We start from the raw sequence: 16,984 nt of genomic DNA on the forward strand, positions 1-16,984 counted from the left end.
TACGATCCGTGATACACAGCATGGTGTGTTAACACATGTCGCCTGATACGGAGGAACTGAGAGCCGCGGTCGTGGGTGCACTGTTCGGCGGAATCACGCTGGGCGTCGTCATCCAGTTCACGACCCCCATGATGCCCGCGATGGGGCGGGTGTACATGGTCGACCAGCCCTCGCTCGTCGGCGGGTGGGTGGCGCTGCTGTTCCTCAGTGTCATCCTCGGCATCCTCTTTGCGGCCATCGTCACGCGGTACATCGACGATTACATCTCGACCGTGCTGTCGCTGACGACCCGCTCGGAGGCCGCGAAGAACATGGTGATGCCGCTGACGAACCGCTTCGGGATGGCGCTGGTCGTCACGACGGCGATGGGGCTCGTCTACGGGCTCGTCGTCGGCTTCGGCCTCGGCGCCGTCATCGTACCGATGCTGGCGCCGGTCGTCGTCGTCCCGTATCTCGACGGCTCGCTCCTCGCCGGGTTCGTCCTCTTCGGGGTCATCCTCGGCGGGACGTACGGCGAGCTGGTCATGGGATAGTCGCGGTCGGCCTCTCGTGCCGTCGTGGCCGGACTGGTTCTCCGCACGCTGCATCGACCGCGGACACGGGCTGGTATATGTAGCACACCGTCTACTGATGGGCAAATCTTTAGTGAGGGGGTTCCGTGGGTCCCTGTGACGCGGGAGGAGTGCGAACACTTCCCGTGAACGGAGGTCAGCCAATCGATGAGCACTGAAGACCAGTCAGAACACGAACCGCGTCTCCTCGCCCTCGACACGGGTGGGACCATGACGGACTCGTTCATCGTGGACGAGGAGGCCAACTACACGGTCGGAAAAGCACAGACAACGCCGGACGACGAGTCGGTCGGCGTGAAGAACTCGTTCGACAACGGGCTCGGGTACTGGGGCACCTCGTTCAGCGAGAGTGCCGCCTCGCTCGACGGCGTCGTCTACGCCGGCACGGCGATGCTCAACCGGCTCCTCGAGCGCGAGGGTGAGGGGGATATCGGTGTCATCACGACCGCCGGCTTCGAGGACCACCACCGGATGGGCCGCGGCATCGCCAGCTGGGCCGACCTGTCGTACGCGGGTCGGCTCCACGCGCGGGAACACGAACACCCCGAGCCGCTCGTCCCCCGTGAGAACATCAAGGGCGTCCGCGAGCGCGTCAACATGCTCGGCGTCCCGATCATCAGCATCTACGAGGACGAGATTCGGGAGGCCGTCCACGACCTGCTCGACCGCGACGTGCGGGTCATCGCCGTCTGTACGATCTTCTCCTACGCGAATCAGGAACACGAGCAGAAGATCAAGGAGATCGCCGAGGAGATCAAGGACGAGCGCAACGACGACACACCGGTGTGGCTCTCGAGCGAGCAGAACCCGGTTCGGGGCGAGACCCCGCGGCTGAACACGCTCATCCTCGAGGCCTACGCCGTGGAGCCGTCGCGCGAACAGCTCTACAACATCGAGGACACGCTGCAGGAGGAGGGACTGGACTCGCCGTTCCGGGTTCTGACCTCGTCCGGTGGAACCATCGCGCCGGACCACGACTGGCTGGCGGAGACGATGCTGTCGGGTCCCATCGGTGGGGTGTTCGGCGGCGAGTTCCTCACCGACAAACTGGGCATCGACAACCTCGTCTGCTCGGACGTCGGGGGCACGAGCTTCGACGTGGCGCTCATCACCGAGGGCCACTACCCGACGCGCTGGGACCAGACGCTGGCGCAGATCCCGACCAACATCCCGATGACCGCGCTGGACTCCATCGGCTCGGGGACGGGGTCGTACCTGCGTGTCGACCGCGCCTCCGACCGCATCGAGGTCGGGCCGGACTCGGCCGGGTACGAGGTCGGCGTCGCGAACCAGAACGCCGACCTGGATACGCCGACCGTCACGGACTGCACGGCGCTGCTGGGCTACATCAACCCCGACTTCTTCCTCGGTGGCGACATCCCCATCGACGTCGACGCAGCGCGGGAGGCCATCGACGAGCAGCTCGCCAGCCAGCTCGGCGAGGACCCCGTCGAGACGGCCCGTGGCGTGCTCAACATCGTCGAGCGCGACATGGCCAACGAGCTCCGGTCGATGGTCCACGGGCTGGGCTACGCACCCGAGAACTACAACCTCATCAGCTACGGTGGCGGCGGGCCGCTCCACGCGGCCGGCTACTGCAAGCCGCTGAACTTCAAGGACATCCTCGTCCCGGACTGGGCGGCCGCGTTCTCCGCGTTCGGCACCGCGTGTGCCGACTCGGCGTACCGGCACGACCAGTCCGTCGACGTCATCCTGCAGCCCGACTTCAGCAACGCGGACGACGTGGCTGACACCCTGACCCAGGTGTTCCACAAGGTGCGCGACAAGGCGGCCGGCGCCTTCGAGCGCGACGGCATCGACCCCGATGTCATGGAGTTCCGTCCGGCCATCCGTGCCCAGTACACCGGCATGCTCGACGACCTGGAGGTCCAGATCGAGGACTTCTGGGACGGGGGCCTGGACGGCGATGACATCGAACAGATCATCGAGCGGTTCGAGGACGAGTTCGGCCGCGTGTTCCAGCGTGCGGCCCGCTCACCAGAGAACGGCTACCAGTTCACCGTCGCCATCGGGACGGGTGTCGCGCCCTCGACGAAGCCCGAACTCCCCGAGGAGGAGCCCGTCTCGGCGGACACGCCGCCCGAGCAGGCCCACAAGAACGAGCGGGCCATCTACTGGGAGGGTGACTGGCACGACGCCGACATCTGGGACATGGACCACATCCAGGCCGGCAACGTCATCGAGGGGCCGGCGGTCACGGAGGCCCCGGCGACGACGATGCTGGTGCCGCCGGGCTGGGAGGCATCGCTCGACAACAACCGCATCTACCACCTCTCCCCACCAGACCAATGAGCAAACCCGAATCAGAACTCCACGACCCCGGAACGACCACCCGCGAACGCGAGTTCGAGCACGTAGAGCCGCCCATCGGCTGGGACGGCCAGACGCTCCAGGAGATGCTCGACGAGAGCGAGCAGCTCCTCGAGGAGACGGGCCGCTACCAGGGCCTCGACGAACTCGAACTCAAGGAGAACGACCCGTTCAAGTACGAACAGATGTACTCGCGGCTCCGGGGCGCACTCGTCTCGGCCCGCGAAACCGCCCTGCACGTGAGTGCGTCGCCCATCGTGCGCGAGATCGGGGAGCTGTGCTTCCAGATCTACACGCCCGAGGGCGACTCGGTGGCCGTCTCGACCGGTATCATCGTCCACGTTCACACGGGGTCGCTCGCGATCAAGTACATGATCGAGGAGGGGTACGAGACGAACCGTGGTATCCAGCCCGGGGACGTGTTCTGCAACAACGACAACGACCTCGGAAACGTCCACACCACCGACGTCCACACCTTCGTCCCCATCTTCTACGAGGACGAACTCGTCGCCTGGGCCGACGGTGTCACCCACGAGATCGACATCGGCGGGATGACCCGCGGCCACGACCAGGTCGCCTCGACGAACCGGCACGAGGACGGGCTGTACGCCACGTGTGAGAAGATCGGTGAGGACGACAAGCTGTACCAGGACTGGCGGGACCGCGGGCAGCGCGGCGTGCGGACGCCGATGTACTGGGACCTCGACGAGAAGTGCCGGCTCGCGGGCTGTCACATGATCCGCGAGGCGATCCACGAGATGATCGACGAGGTCGGCGTGGACACGTTCAAGCAGTTCCTCTACGAGGCCGTCGAGGAGGGCCGACAGATCATGGAATCCCGGGTCAAAGAGCGGATGTTCCCGGGGACGTACCGCGAGACCGGCTTCCACCCCATCCAGTGGGAGGACAAGGCCTGGCAGCCCGGCGCCCAGCAGAACATGATGAACCACCTCCCCGTCGAGATGACCATCGACGGGGAGGGCGGGATGGAGCTGGACATGGAGGGGGCCACGCCCCCCGGTCCGCACCCGTTCAACTGCGCGAAGGGTTCGATGGAGGGGGCGCTCTGGGTGTATCTCACCCAGTCCATCCTCCACGACGGGAAGGTGAACGACGGGGCCCACTACGCGGTGGACACCAACTACCCGGAGGGGACGGTGGTGAACCCACAGGACCCCGAGCTGTCGTACCACACTCCGTGGCTGACGATCTTCCCGACGTACCTGGCGGTGTCGAAGTGCCTCTCCAACGGGTTCTTCTCGCGGGGGTTCCGCGAGGAGGTGATCACCGGGTACGGGGAGCCCTGCGACGCGCTCCAGGGCGGCGGGAAGCTGATGGACTCGCTGGCCGAGGCCATCCCGGACGCGCTGGGTGATTACTTCCCGGTCGGCCCGTTCGACTTCTCGTGTCAGGGGCTCGGTGCCTCGGCGTGTCGTGACGGGCTGAACTACGGGTACGCGATGTTCAACCCCGAGGCGGACCTCGGCGACGTCGAGGAGTGGGAGCAGACCCAGTGGGGCCTCATCCAGCTGGCCCGGCGGGTCAAGCCCAACACCGCGGGCCACGGCAAGTACCGCGGTGGCTCCGGCTGGGAGGGACTCCACACCGTCATGGGCAGCGAGGACGTCTCGCTGTACGCGCTCAGCATCCCGACGGTGACGTGGTCGTCCGCCGGCATGTCCGGCGGCTACCCCGGCGGGACCAGCTACTCCGTTCGCGCACACGACACGGATCTGGCCAAGCGGACCGTCACGGACGAGCCGTACCCGCTGGACGACATGCCCCACCACGGCCGGATCGAGGACCAGATTGACGCCGAGGAGGTCATCCGCGACCACGACGGGATGTTCTTCCCGGAGGAGTTCGAGAACTACGACCTGCTCCGCTACCAGACCAGTGGTGGCCCCGGCTGGGGTGACCCGCTGGAGCGGCCGCCGGAGAAGCTGAAGGAGGACATCGAGAAGGACATCTTCACGCCGGACGTCGTCGAGGAGGTGTACGGTGTGGTCGGCGACTACGACGCGGAGAACCGTGACTTCACGATCGACGAGGAAGCGACCGCGGAGCGACGTGCGGAGATCCGTGAGGAGCGGGCCGAGCGGACTCAGTCGTTCGAGGAGTTCTTCGAGGAGGAGCAGGCCCGCGTGAAGCAGAGCGACTGGAACGACGGCGTCCAGTACATGTACGAGGGCGTCTTCGAGACGAGCGAGGAATGGGCTCAGGACTTCCGCGAGTTCTGGGACCTCGGCGACGGATACTCCCCCTAGGTGATACCAATGACTGATCTCGACCAAGCACGCGTGGAATCGCTGATCGACGGAGAGCTGTCCTGGGACGAGCTGCGCAACGAGGTGCTCCCGGACCCGAAGGACCCGGACCGCTTCCAGAAGACCCGCGAGGTGCTGCAGGAGCGCGTCGACTGGGACGACCCCATCCTCGTCCCGCTGAACGACCATCTGTTCGTGGTCGGCACGGACGATGGTCGGGTCATCCGGGCCGACTGTGGCACGGACCTCTGTGACGCCGGCGAGAACTGGAAGCGCTCCTGTGAGGTCTTCGTCCGCGAGGACGACGACGAGTTCGAGGAACTCTACGAGGAGTACATGCACGTCGACCCGGACTGGGCGTTCGAGCTCCGGGAGTGGTACTGCCCGGAGTGCTACCAGCTCCTCGACGTGGACGCGGTACCGGTCGGGTATCCGGTGCTCAAGCCGTTCGAGCCGGATATCGACACCTTCTACGAGGAGTGGCAGGGTCGTCCCGCACCGGACCGGGAGGGTGAGCAAGCCGCGGACTGACGCTGCCAGCCGTCCTGCCGCTCTCCTCGCGTACCGGTTTTCCGGACGCCCGTGTGGCACCGTTCGACCACAACCGTACCTTCCATATGACACCACCAGACCAATGAGCAAACCCGAATCAGAACTCCACGACCCCGGAACGACCACCCGCGAACGCGAGTTCGAGCACGTAGAGCCGCCCATCGGCTGGGACGGCCGGACGCTCCAGGAGATGCTCGACGAGAGCGAGCAGCTCCTCGAGGAGACGGGCCGCTACCAGGGCCTCGACGAACTCGAGTTCAAAGCGGAGCAGCCGTTCAAGTACGAGCAGATGTACTCACGGCTCCGGGGGGCGCTCGTCTCGGCCCGTGAGACGGCCCTGCACGTGAGTGCGTCACCCATCGTGCGCGAGATCGGGGAGCTGTGCTTCCAGATCTACACGCCCGAGGGCGACTCGGTGGCCGTCTCGACCGGTATCATCGTCCACGTTCACACGGGGTCGCTCGCGATCAAGTACATGATCGAGGAGGGGTACGAGACGAACCGTGGTATCCAGCCCGGGGACGTGTTCTGTAACAACGACAACGACCTCGGCAACGTCCACACCACGGACGTTCACACCTTCGTCCCCATCTTCTACGATGGGGAGCTGGTGGCGTGGGCGGATGGTGTCACCCACGAGATCGACATCGGCGGGATGACCCGCGGCCACGACCAGATCGCCTCGACGAACCGGCACGAGGACGGGCTGTACGCCACGTGTGAGAAGATCGGGGAGGACGACAAGCTGTATCAGGACTGGCGGGACCGCGGGCAGCGCGGCGTGCGGACGCCGATGTACTGGGACCTCGACGAGAAGTGCCGGCTCGCGGGCTGTCACATGATCCGCGAGGCGATCCACGAGATGATCGACGAGGTCGGCGTGGACACGTTCAAGCAGTTCCTCTACGAGGCCGTCGAGGAGGGCCGACAGATCATGGAATCCCGGGTGCAGGAACGGCTCTTCCCCGGGACGTACCGCGAGGCCAGCTTCCTCCCCATCCAGTGGGCGGACAAGGCCTGGCAGCCCGGCGCCCAGCAGAACATGATGAACCACCTCCCCGTCGAGATCACGGTCGATGGGGAGGGCGGGGTGGAACTGGACATGGAGGGGGCCACGCCCCCTGGTCCACACCCGTTCAACTGCGCCGAGGGCTCGATGGCGGGGGCACTCTGGGTGTCGCTGACCCAGTGTCTGCTCCACGACGGGAAGGTGAACGACGGGGCCCACTACGCGGTGGACACCAACTACCCGGAGGGGACGGTGGTGAACCCACAGGACCCTGAGCTTTCCTACCACAGCCCCTGGGGGACCATCTTCCCCACCTACCAGGGTGTCTGGAAATGCATCTCGCGTGGCTTCTTCTCGCGGGGGTTCCGCGAGGAGGTTGTCACGGGCTATGGGGAGCCGTCGGACGCCATCCAGGGCGGCGGGAAGCTGATGGACTCGCTGGCCGAGGCCATCCCGGACGCGCTGGGTGACTACTTCCCGGTGGGGTCGTTCGACTTCTCGTGCCAGGGCCTGGGTGCTTCGGCCTGCCGCGATGGCCTGGACTACGGGTATGCGATGTTCAATCCGGAGGCCGACCTCGGCGACGTCGAGGAGTGGGAGCAGACCCAGTGGGGCCTCATCCAGCTGGGACGGAAGGTCAAGCCCAACACCGCGGGCCACGGCAAGTACCGCGGCGGCTCCGGCTGGGAGGGGCTCTACACCGTCATGGGTAGCGAGGACGTCTCGCTGTACTGCGTGAGTCTCCCGAGCGTCGCGTGGTGTACCTCGGGGATGTCCGGTGGCTACCCCCACGGTACTGGGTACTCCGTGCGCGCACACGACACGGACCTGGCCAGGCGGACCGTCACGGACGAGCCGTACTCCATCGGGGACGACCGCCCGGGCGAACACCAGTTCGAGCAGGACATCGAGGCCGAGGAGTTCATCCGCGACCAGGACCCGATGTTCTTCCCGGAGGAGTTCGAGAACTACGACCTGCTCCACTACAAGACCAGCGGTGGTCCGGGGTGGGGCGACCCGCTGGAGCGGCCGCCGGAGAAGCTGAAGGCGGACATCGAGGAGGACGTCTTCACGCCGGACATCGTCGAGGAGGTGTACGGCGTGGTCGGCGACTACGACGCGGAGAACCGTGAGTTCACGATCGACGAGGAAGCGACCACGGAGCGACGTGCGGAGATCCGTGAGGAGCGAGCCGAGCGGACCCAGTCGTTCGAGGAGTTCTTCGAGGAGGAGCAGGCCCGCGTGAAGCAGAGCGACTGGAACGATGGCGTCCAGTGGATGTACGAGGGCGTCTTCGAGACGAGCGAGGAATGGGCTCAGGACTTCCGCGAGTTCTGGGACCTCGGCGACGGGTACTCCCCCTAGTGACCGCGGACCGACAGCTGCCCTCTGCTCCTGAATGGCTTGAGGTACGGTAACTTTTTACAAGACGGAGTACAAGGACGTTCCATGCCGGCCGAAAGCGGCAGTACCACCAGTCGCCACGGTAGCATCGAGCAGACGGGTACGGCGACGACGCTCACGGACGCGCTCGTCGACAGCCTCGACCGGTTCGCCGACCGGACCGCGATCAGCGTCGACGGCGAGGAGTTCACCTATCGGGAGCTCGACGAACGGTCGAACGCGGTGGCGAACGCGCTGGTCGCACGGGGGGTCGAACCCGGCGACCGCGTCGCGCTGATGATGTCGAACTGCCTCGGCTACGTCGTCGCGGACCTGGCCCTGCTGAAGACGGGCGCGGTGAAACTCCCGCTCAACGACATGCTGACCGAGGACGAGTTCGAGTACATGCTCCGTGACTCCGGGGCCGGCACCGTCATCTCGGGGGCGGATTTCACGGACACGCTGGCGTCGCTGGTCGACGCCGTCGACACCGTCGAGCGCGGGTTCGTCATCGACACCGAACACGACCGGTTCGACTCGCTCGCCGACCTGGAGGCCGAGGGCGACAGCGCGACCGCGCCGGACGTGACCGTGCGGCCCGAGGACCCGTCCGGCCACTTCTACACCGGCGGCACCACCGGCGACCCGAAGGGCGTCGTCCACTCGCACGACAACTTCCTCCAGAACATGTACGCCCACATCACGGAACTGGGCCTGACGGGGAACGATACGCTGCTCCTGATGACGCCGCTTCCCCACTCGGCCGGGGCGTTCCTGTGGGCCGCCCTGCTCGTCGGCGCGAAGTCGGTCATCCGGCCCGGGTTCGACCCCGGGCAGGCACTGGCTGACATCGAGGAGCACGACGTGACGTGGACGTTCCTCGTCCCGACGATGATCTACACGGTGCTGGACCACCCAGACCTCGAGACGACGGACACGTCGTCGCTGGAGACGCTGGTCTACGGCGCCGCGCCGATGACGCCGGCCCGCCTCCGTGAGGGAATCGACGAGTTCGGAACCGTGTTCACCCAGTTCTACGGGCAGACCGAGGTGCCGAACATCATCACCGTCCTCGGGAAGGAGGAGCACCGCATCGCCATCGAGGAGGGTGAGGAGCAACGCCTCGGCTCTGCCGGCCAGCCCGCGCTGATGGCGGACGTGAAGATCGTCGACACGGAGACCGGCGAGCGCCAGCCGCCCGGCGCCGAGGGTGAAATCATGGCGACCGCGCCGTACGTGATGGACGAGTACTGGCAGCTGCCCGAGAAGACCGCCGAGACCGTCGAGGACGGCTGGGTCCACACCGGCGACGTCGGCAAGCGCGACGAGGACGGCTACGTCTACCTGCTCGACCGGAAGAGCAACATGATCATCTCCGGCGGGATGAACGTCTACAGCACCGATGTCGAGGACGTGCTGGTCACGCACGAGGGCGTCTCGCAGGTCGCCGTCATCGGGGTCCCCGACGAGAAGTGGGGTGAGGCGGTGACCGCCATCGTCGTTCCGGAGGACGAGTCGGTCACGACCGAGGAGATCCACGCGTTCGCCGACGAGGAGCTCGCGGACTACAAGCGCCCCAAACACGTCGAGTTCCGCGACGAACTGCCCCAGACCCCGTACGGCAAGATCGACAAGAAGGCGCTCCGGGAGCCGTTCTGGGAGGACTCCGACCGGGAGATTAACTGAGCGCGACGACCGCCGGTCTCGACGCGTCGGGACCCGATTCGCGGGGGAAACCGTTAACTACTCGCATGGACTGACCTGACACGATGGTTGCACCGACGCGCGCCGGTCGCCGGACCCGCGCCCGACCACCTGTGCCATGGACCGATGAGCCAAGTCGTATCTGACCAGCACGAGACCCTCGTCACGCTTCTCGCCGACCGGGCGGCCAGCATCGGTGACGGTACGCTCGTCCACACCGCCGACCGGACGTACAGCTATCGGGAACTCGACCGACAGTCCAACGCCATCGCGAACGCCCTCGTCGACCGGGGCATCGAGCCGGGCGACCGTATCTGTACCTTCCTCGAGAACAGTCCCGAGTACCTCGCCGTCTGGTTCGGCATCGCCAAGGCCGGGGCGGTCATGGTCCCGCTGAACACCGACCTCCACGGCGAGGGGCTGGCGTACGTCCTGCGTGACTCCACGGCGACGACGATCTTCATCGACGACGCGACCCGGGAGCACTACGAGACGGTTCGCGGTGACGACAACCACGTCGAGACGGAGTTCCTGCTGGGCGAGGCTCCCCCACGCTCGTCGTACCGGCCGTTCGAGGCTCTGCTGGACGCCGAGCAGGCCATGGGACCGAGTCGGTCTCCCCGCGGCTCGGATCCGATGTCCATCATCTACACGAGCGGGACCACCGGCGAGCCGAAGGGCGTCGTCCTCCCGCACTACTCCTACATCACCACCGGAAGCGTGTTCGCGGATATGGTGCTGTCCTCGGGCCGGGACGACCGTGCGTTCACGACGCTTCCCCTCTCTCACGCCAATGCCCAGCAGACGACCGTTCCGGGGGCGATTCTCGCGAAGACGGATTTCGCCCTGTACGAGGAGTTCGATCCGGACCGCTTCTGGGACCAGATTCGGCGCCACGACGCGACGGTGTTCAACTACATCGGGACGATGATCACCAACCTCCACAACACCGAGGCGAAACCGGACGATGCCGACAATCCCGCGGTGTACGGCGTCGGTGCCAACGCTCCGCCAGGTGTTTTCGACTCGTTCGAACCCCGCTTCGATGTCCAGCTGGTCGAAGGGTACGGGCTCACCGAGACCGCGACCATCGCGGCGATCAACCCCGTCGACGCCCCGCGCCGCGGGAGTATCGGGAAACCCCTCCCGCACACGGAGATGGAGATCGTCGACGAAGAGGACCGTCCGCTATCCCCCGGTGAGGAGGGTGAGATCGTCGTCCGGCCCCTCGAGCCGAACGTGTTCATGCTGGGCTATCACAACCGGCCCGAGGAGACCGTCGACGCGTGGCAGAACCTCTGGTTCCACACCGGCGATATCGGCTACAAGGACGAGGACGGCTACGTCTACTTCGTCGACCGGAAGGCGTACGCCATCCAGCAGCCTGGTGGGAACATCTCCTCCTACGAGGTCGAGAGCGTCCTCAGTGACCACCCCGACCTGAAGGAGGCCGCGGTGTTCGGCGTTCCGGACGACCGGGGTTCCGAGGCCGTCAAGGCGGTCGTCGTCCCGAAATCGGGGGCGACGCCGACACCCGTCGACATCGTCGATTACTGCGACGGCAAGCTCGCCTACTTCAAGGTCCCGCGGTACATCGACATCCGGGACGAGCTCCCGAAGACGGCAACCGAGCGCGTGAAGAAGTACGAGCTGATGGCAGAGGGTAACGACGGGGTCTGGGACCGCGAGAGCGGCTACGAACTCAAGCGGTGAGGCGGCTTCAGCGACACTACCGGCCCCTCGTGACGAGGACGGTCCGTCCGGGGGGAGTGAACTGGTCGAGCGCCGACATGCCGAGAGGGGAAGTACCGTTATCTCCTCCACGACACGCCAAGATTTTTACTGGCCCCCGACAATCGTTCGCGTGGCGGTGACTGACACATGGCGAAGACATTCCCAAGCGACGAATGGTTCGACGAACTGGGAGACCGACTGAACGCGAACGAGACCTACGCCGAGCAGGCCGAAGGCTGGGGAGTCGACTTCGACGGTGACTTCATCTTCACCATCGAGGCTGGCGATGGGCTCCCGGAGACCTACCACTACTTCATCGGCCTCGAGGACGGCGACTGCACTGGGACTCATCCGGTCGACAACCCGGCCGAGGTCGAGAACGGCTTCGAGCTCTCCGGCCCGTACGGGAACTGGCAGTCCCTCGTCCGCGGCGAGATGGGCGCCATCGAGGGTATCATGGGTGGCGATTTCGAGCTGGACGGGAGTATGAACACCTTGCTCAAATACCAGGACGCCGCGACGACGTTCGTGGAGTCCTGCTCGGATATCGAGACGGAATTCGCGTGAAACTGCCTGCCGGGGCCCCTGACGCTCAGGTCGGCGTCTCCGCCGGTCATGGTGAGTCGTCTCGCGATGTCTGAGCGGTGTATGTGGGCCTCGGAGGCACCTCGGCTGCCTCTGCGCTATTTATATATGGGGCGTTTTTAAGCGGCTCCTATGGAAAAATATAATAAACTCTCTTTCAAACAGCTGCCTGCATGCGGACCAGTACCAACCCTCTCGCGGTATGGCGGACCGTGAGACGAGCCGGCGCCGGCGCGAGGGGATGAGTCGGTGACCTGACGGTCAGCCCCGCGACGGACGTCTGAAGACCGGAGAGTACCGGGATGATGAACAGCAGACACGAACTCACAGATGGAAACGACAATCGACATCGACACAGGCGGAACGTTCACGGACGGCACCGTCAGGCGCGGTGACGAGGTATGGACGCTCAAGACGTCCACGACACCACATGACCTGACGGTCTGCTTCTCCGATATCATCGAACAGGCGGCCGCCCTGTTCGAAGAAGAACCACGGGAGTTGCTCACGACGGTCGACTGCATCCGATACTCGACTACTATCGGTACCAACGCGGTCATCGAGCGTGAGGGGGCGAACGTGGGGGTTCTGACCCCCCGGACATCTCTCGGCCAGCTCGAGAGCTACGACGCTTCTCTCGTGGACGATATCCTCGAACAGGGAGCCCAGCGGGAGCTGGCGAGCGCCTCTGACTCCCGACAGACAGCGAAGCGGTACAACGACCTGGCCGAGGAGTTGAGCGACAACATCGTCGTCGGGATGGACTCACTGGATTCCGAACGGGCCATCCAGGACATCCTGCTGGACGAACAGCCCCAGCACTACCTGGGGAGCGTTCCGTTGCATCTCACTCACGAACTGACAAGCGACCCCGACGACCAGCGGCGCCTCAGGACGACGCTGGTCGACTCGTACCTGCACCCCTCGCTCGGGGAGTTCCTCTACCGGGCCGAGGACTTCCTGCGCGACCACGGGTACGACAACCCCCTGCTCGTCTTCTGTAACGACGGCGCCTCGACTCGGGTCGCCAAGACGACGGCGTTACAGACCTACAACTCCGGCCCGTCCGCCGGCATCCAGGGGGCGGCCGAGATGGCGACCCTGTACGACGCATCGGACGCTGTCGCACTCGATATCGGGGGGACGAGCGCCGACGTGGCACTCATCCGGGACGGTGCGGTCGCACGCGACGAGTTCGGGGAGGTCGAGGGCGTCGAGGTATCCTTCCCGATGCGCAAACTCTTCCCGGTCAGTGGCGGTGGCGGCACCGTCGCGAAGGTCGTCGATGACGGCCTCGAACTCGGACCCGAGAGTGCGGGGGCGAATCCGGGTCCGGCGTGTTACGGCCTCGGTGGCCGGCGGCCGACGGTCACCGACGCGGATGTCGTCTCGGGTATCATGACGCCCGGGTTCTTCGCGGGCGACGAGGTCTCGCTCGACGCCGACCGGGCCCGGAGCGTCATCGAGGAGCATATCGCCGAGCCGCTCGGGCTCACGCCCGAGGAGGCTGCACTCGAGATCCGCAACCGGCTCGAGGGACAGATCGGGTCGTTCATCCGCGAGAAGCTCTCCGACCGCGATATCGCTCCCGCCGAGGCGACGCTCGTCGTGTACGGGGGGGCCGGTCCGACCCACGCGTGTGGTGTCGCCCGCAATGCAGGCATCGAGCGTATCGTCGTCCCGTCGTATCCGTCGGTCTTCAGCGCGCACAGCGTCGGTTTCAGCGATGTCGTCCACGACTACCACTTCCGCGCGGCGGAGCAGAACGACCTGGACGGGCTCTCGGACGAGGTCGGCCGCTTGCGACAGCGGGCCCGCCGCGACATGGAGGGCGAGGGCTTCGGAGCTGACGAGGTCGAACTGTCCTGGCACGTCAGCGGCGTCACCGGAACCGAGGCCACCGACCTCGGAGCCGTCGACCCGGCCGAGGCCGAATCCGAACTGGCGGCGCGGCTCGACGACTACGATCAGGTCGTCCTGACGCTCACCGCGACCGCACAGCTCCCGACGAACACGTTCACCCCGCGACTGTCGACCACGACCGAGCTGGAGCCGGCCAGCGAGAGCGACATCGCGTGGCAGACCGCCGATGGGCAGGCGACCGAACAGACTCCCGTCTTCGACTACCGGGAGATCCAGGGCCAGGCCTCGGCCGCGGGGCCAGCGGTGCTGCGTGACACCTCGACGACATACTCGATTCCCCCCGACTGGCGGTTCGAGATCAACGAGTACGGACACATGGTCATCACTGCGGAGGACAGCTAATGGCACACAGCGAACACGGTACGAATCAGGGCGTACAGACCGACGGAATCGAGGCCGAGGTCGGGCTCGACGAGCCCGCCGTCGTCCCGATCACGCCGTACCTCGGAATCGACCTCGACGTCGAGCAGTGGCGGTGCCGGCGTTGCGGCGAGGAACTCGACGACGCCACGGAGAACTACAAGCACGGGCTCCTCGTCAACGAGCGGGACCCGAGCGAGATCCACCGGCCGCTCATCGGTGACGAGTACGAGTACACCTACTCCCCGGACTCGGAGTGGTGTCGTATCCTGGAGTACTACTGCCCCGGTTGTGGGGCACAGGTGGAGACGGAGTACCTGCCCCCCGGGCATCCACCGACGAACGAGATCCAGCCGGACCTCGACTGGCTCCGTGAGCGCTACATGGAGGGAGACACATGAAACGCGTCAGTGTCGATATCGGCGGAACCTTCACCGACTGTGTGGTCGCGTGGGGCGGCCAGCGTGTCGAGTCCAAGGCGCCGACGACGCATCACGACCTCACCGAGGGGTTCATGGAGGCGCTGACGGCCGGTGCTGAAAAAATCGACCTGTCCGTCGAGACGGTGCTCTCGGATGTCGATTCGGTCAGGTACGGGACCACGCTCGGGACGAACGCGCTCATCGAGCGGACCGGTGAGCGCGTCGGCCTCATCACGACGAAGGGCCACGAGGACACCATCCGCATCGGCCGGGGGCGCCAGTACGGCGATGGCCTCTCTATCGAGGACCAGGCTGACATCCCGGGCGCCGACCGACCGGACCCAATCGTCCCCTCGGACTACCGCTACGGCATCCGCGAACGGATCGACTACAAGGGCGATGTCCTGCTGGAGGCCGACCGGGAGGAGATCCGCGAGGTCGTCAACTCGCTGGTCGATGACGGTGTCCGCGCCATCGCGGTCGTGCTTCTGAACAGCACCGTCAATCCGGTCCACGAGCTCCTCGTCGAGGAGATCGTCAACCAGGAGTACCCGAGCAACGTCCTCGGGTCGACGCCGGTCGTCCTCTCTCACCGGGTGACGGGCAAGAACGGGGAGTACATGCGCAGCAACGCGACGGTCATCAACGCCTACCTCCACCGCATCATGCGGGAGGGGCTGCAGGACATGCAGTCGGTCCTCCGGGACCACGGCTACGAGAAGCCGCTCCAGCTCGTCCACAACACCTCCGGGATGGCCCAGCTGGGCAAGACCTACGCCATCCAGACGATGCACGCGGGGCCCGTCGCGGGACTGGGCGCCGCCCAGCAGCTCGCCGACGAACTCGACGACGAGAACCTCATCACGACCGACATGGGGGGCACGAGCTTCGATATCGGGGCCGTCACGGAGGGTGAGGTCTCGCTGTACGAGTACGAGCCCATCATCGACCGGTGGCTCATCAACATCCCGATGGTGTACATGAAGACCATCGGCGCTGGCGGGGGGTCGATACTCGGCTACAACTCCGCGGAGGACGTCATCACGGTCGGCCCGGAGAGCGCGGGGTCGGACCCCGGCCCGGCGTGTTACAACCGCGGCGGCCGTCGGGCGACGGTGACCGACGTCGATGTCGTACTGGGGTATCTCAACCCGGACTACTTCTGGGGCGGCGAGCTGGAGCTGGAGGAGCGGCTCGCCCGACGCGCCGTCCGCCGAGACATCGCGGAGCCGATGGACGTGAGCGTCGAGGAGGCCGCCGCCGCTGCGAGACAGGTTGTCGACACGAAGATGGCCCAGACGATGTTCAACGAGATCTCGCTGCAGGGCTACGACCCACGGAACTTCTCCATCCTCTCGTACGGTGGGGCTGGCCCGACCCACGCGTGCGGGTACGCGGAGGAACTGGACGTCGAGAAGGTCATCGTGCCGCCGTTCAGCCCCGTGTTGTCGGCGGCCGGCGCCGGCAACCTCGACCAGATGCACATGTACGAGCAGTCGGTCTACCTCGAACTGTTCGACGGTGAGGGGCAGACGTACTTCGACGACTACGAGCAGTTCAACGACGTCGTCGCGACACTCCAGGACAAGGGCCGGCGTGACCTCCTCGACGAGGGCTACTCGGCCGACCGCATCCAGCACACTGTGGAGTGCGACCTGAAGTACGGTGTCCAGCTGCAGACGACGACGGCTCGGAGTCCGGTCGAGACCATCGACGACCGGGAGGACCTGCTGCGGTTACTGAAGGCCTTCCGCGACTCCTACGGGGACAACTTCGGCGACGAGGCCCACATGCCGAGCTCGGACATCAACCTCATCACCATCCGGGTGCAGTCCTACGTGGAGCAGCCCCGGATGGAGTACACCTCGACCGGCGACGCGGCGGCGCTGACAGACGGTGCCGGGACGCCGGACACCGGGCGCTCCCGGTCGTGCTACTTCGGCGGCGAGTTCGTCGAGACGCCGGTCCACCGGTTCACCGAGATGGGTACCGGCGCGGTCGATGGGCCGGCCATCGTCGAGCACCCCGAGACGACCATCGTGGTCAACGACGGCTGGACCTTCGACCGGACGCCGGCCGGCGTCTCGTATCTCAGACGACAGTGACGGCGAGCACAGGCACGGAACCGACATCACACCGGAT

At 65.9% G+C, this 16,984-nt stretch carries 11 protein-coding genes; all 11 read left to right on the top strand.

Annotated features, from left to right (window positions below):
• Positions 1–35 precede the first annotated feature (35 nt).
• The 11 genes from NL114_RS09560 (at position 36) to NL114_RS09610 (ending at position 16,947) form a co-directional block, all read left to right on the top strand.
• Entirely contained in the window at positions 36–533 is a 498-nt protein-coding gene (locus tag NL114_RS09560) for a hypothetical protein (RefSeq protein WP_254824563.1), read from the top strand.
• 186 nt (positions 534–719) lie between these two features.
• Positions 720–2,885: a hydantoinase/oxoprolinase family protein gene (locus NL114_RS09565; protein ID WP_254824564.1), complete on the top strand. Its 2,166-nt coding sequence runs from the start codon at positions 720–722 to the stop codon at positions 2,883–2,885.
• Positions 2,882–5,170 carry a hydantoinase B/oxoprolinase family protein gene (locus NL114_RS09570; protein ID WP_254824565.1) on the top strand — a complete coding sequence of 763 codons (2,289 nt, stop codon included), beginning with the start codon at positions 2,882–2,884 and terminating at the stop codon, positions 5,168–5,170. Before NL114_RS09565 ends, NL114_RS09570 begins: the two co-directional genes overlap by 4 nt.
• Positions 5,171–5,179: 9 nt before the next feature.
• Positions 5,180–5,701, top strand: a complete 522-nt coding sequence (locus tag NL114_RS09575; RefSeq protein ID WP_254824566.1) for an acetone carboxylase subunit gamma — start codon at positions 5,180–5,182, stop codon at positions 5,699–5,701.
• Positions 5,702–5,804: 103 nt separating this feature from the next.
• Positions 5,805–8,096, top strand: coding sequence for a hydantoinase B/oxoprolinase family protein (locus NL114_RS09580; RefSeq protein ID WP_254824567.1), 2,292 nt, complete (start codon positions 5,805–5,807; stop codon positions 8,094–8,096).
• A gap of 84 nt (positions 8,097–8,180) precedes the next feature.
• The gene (locus NL114_RS09585) at positions 8,181–9,800 is read left to right on the top strand and encodes a class I adenylate-forming enzyme family protein (RefSeq protein WP_254824568.1); all 1,620 of its coding nucleotides are present in this window, start codon (positions 8,181–8,183) and stop codon (positions 9,798–9,800) included.
• 144 nt (positions 9,801–9,944) lie between these two features.
• Positions 9,945–11,531, top strand: coding sequence for an AMP-binding protein (locus NL114_RS09590; RefSeq protein ID WP_254824569.1), 1,587 nt, complete (start codon positions 9,945–9,947; stop codon positions 11,529–11,531).
• A 168-nt stretch (positions 11,532–11,699) separates the two neighbouring features.
• Positions 11,700–12,119 (top strand): SCP2 sterol-binding domain-containing protein, encoded by a 420-nt coding sequence (locus NL114_RS09595; protein ID WP_254824570.1) that lies wholly within the window; start codon positions 11,700–11,702, stop codon positions 12,117–12,119.
• A 348-nt stretch (positions 12,120–12,467) separates the two neighbouring features.
• Positions 12,468–14,402, top strand: a complete 1,935-nt coding sequence (locus tag NL114_RS09600) for a hydantoinase/oxoprolinase family protein (RefSeq protein WP_254824571.1) — start codon at positions 12,468–12,470, stop codon at positions 14,400–14,402.
• Positions 14,402–14,821: an acetone carboxylase subunit gamma gene (locus NL114_RS09605; protein ID WP_254824572.1), complete on the top strand. Its 420-nt coding sequence runs from the start codon at positions 14,402–14,404 to the stop codon at positions 14,819–14,821. Before NL114_RS09600 ends, NL114_RS09605 begins: the two co-directional genes overlap by 1 nt.
• On the top strand, positions 14,818–16,947 hold the full coding sequence (locus NL114_RS09610; RefSeq protein ID WP_254824573.1) for a hydantoinase/oxoprolinase family protein: 2,130 nt from the start codon (positions 14,818–14,820) through the stop codon (positions 16,945–16,947). The genes NL114_RS09605 and NL114_RS09610 overlap by 4 nt, the downstream gene beginning before the upstream one ends.
• Positions 16,948–16,984: the final 37 nt, after the last annotated feature.

This window comes from Haloglomus halophilum, from assembly GCF_024298885.1.
GTDB lineage: Archaea > Halobacteriota > Halobacteria > Halobacteriales > Haloarculaceae > Haloglomus > Haloglomus halophilum.

Bases quoted from the DNA above. Each gene is read 5' to 3' on its own strand.
- NL114_RS09560 (WP_254824563.1), top strand. From the start codon at position 36: ATGTCGCCTGATACGGAGGAACTGAGAGCCGCGGTCGTGGGTGCACTG.
- NL114_RS09565 (WP_254824564.1), top strand. From the start codon at position 720: ATGAGCACTGAAGACCAGTCAGAACACGAACCGCGTCTCCTCGCCCTC.
- NL114_RS09570 (WP_254824565.1), top strand. From the start codon at position 2,882: ATGAGCAAACCCGAATCAGAACTCCACGACCCCGGAACGACCACCCGC.
- NL114_RS09575 (WP_254824566.1), top strand. From the start codon at position 5,180: ATGACTGATCTCGACCAAGCACGCGTGGAATCGCTGATCGACGGAGAG.
- NL114_RS09580 (WP_254824567.1), top strand. From the start codon at position 5,805: ATGAGCAAACCCGAATCAGAACTCCACGACCCCGGAACGACCACCCGC.
- NL114_RS09585 (WP_254824568.1), top strand. From the start codon at position 8,181: ATGCCGGCCGAAAGCGGCAGTACCACCAGTCGCCACGGTAGCATCGAG.
- NL114_RS09590 (WP_254824569.1), top strand. From the start codon at position 9,945: ATGAGCCAAGTCGTATCTGACCAGCACGAGACCCTCGTCACGCTTCTC.
- NL114_RS09595 (WP_254824570.1), top strand. From the start codon at position 11,700: ATGGCGAAGACATTCCCAAGCGACGAATGGTTCGACGAACTGGGAGAC.
- NL114_RS09600 (WP_254824571.1), top strand. From the start codon at position 12,468: ATGGAAACGACAATCGACATCGACACAGGCGGAACGTTCACGGACGGC.
- NL114_RS09605 (WP_254824572.1), top strand. From the start codon at position 14,402: ATGGCACACAGCGAACACGGTACGAATCAGGGCGTACAGACCGACGGA.
- NL114_RS09610 (WP_254824573.1), top strand. From the start codon at position 14,818: ATGAAACGCGTCAGTGTCGATATCGGCGGAACCTTCACCGACTGTGTG.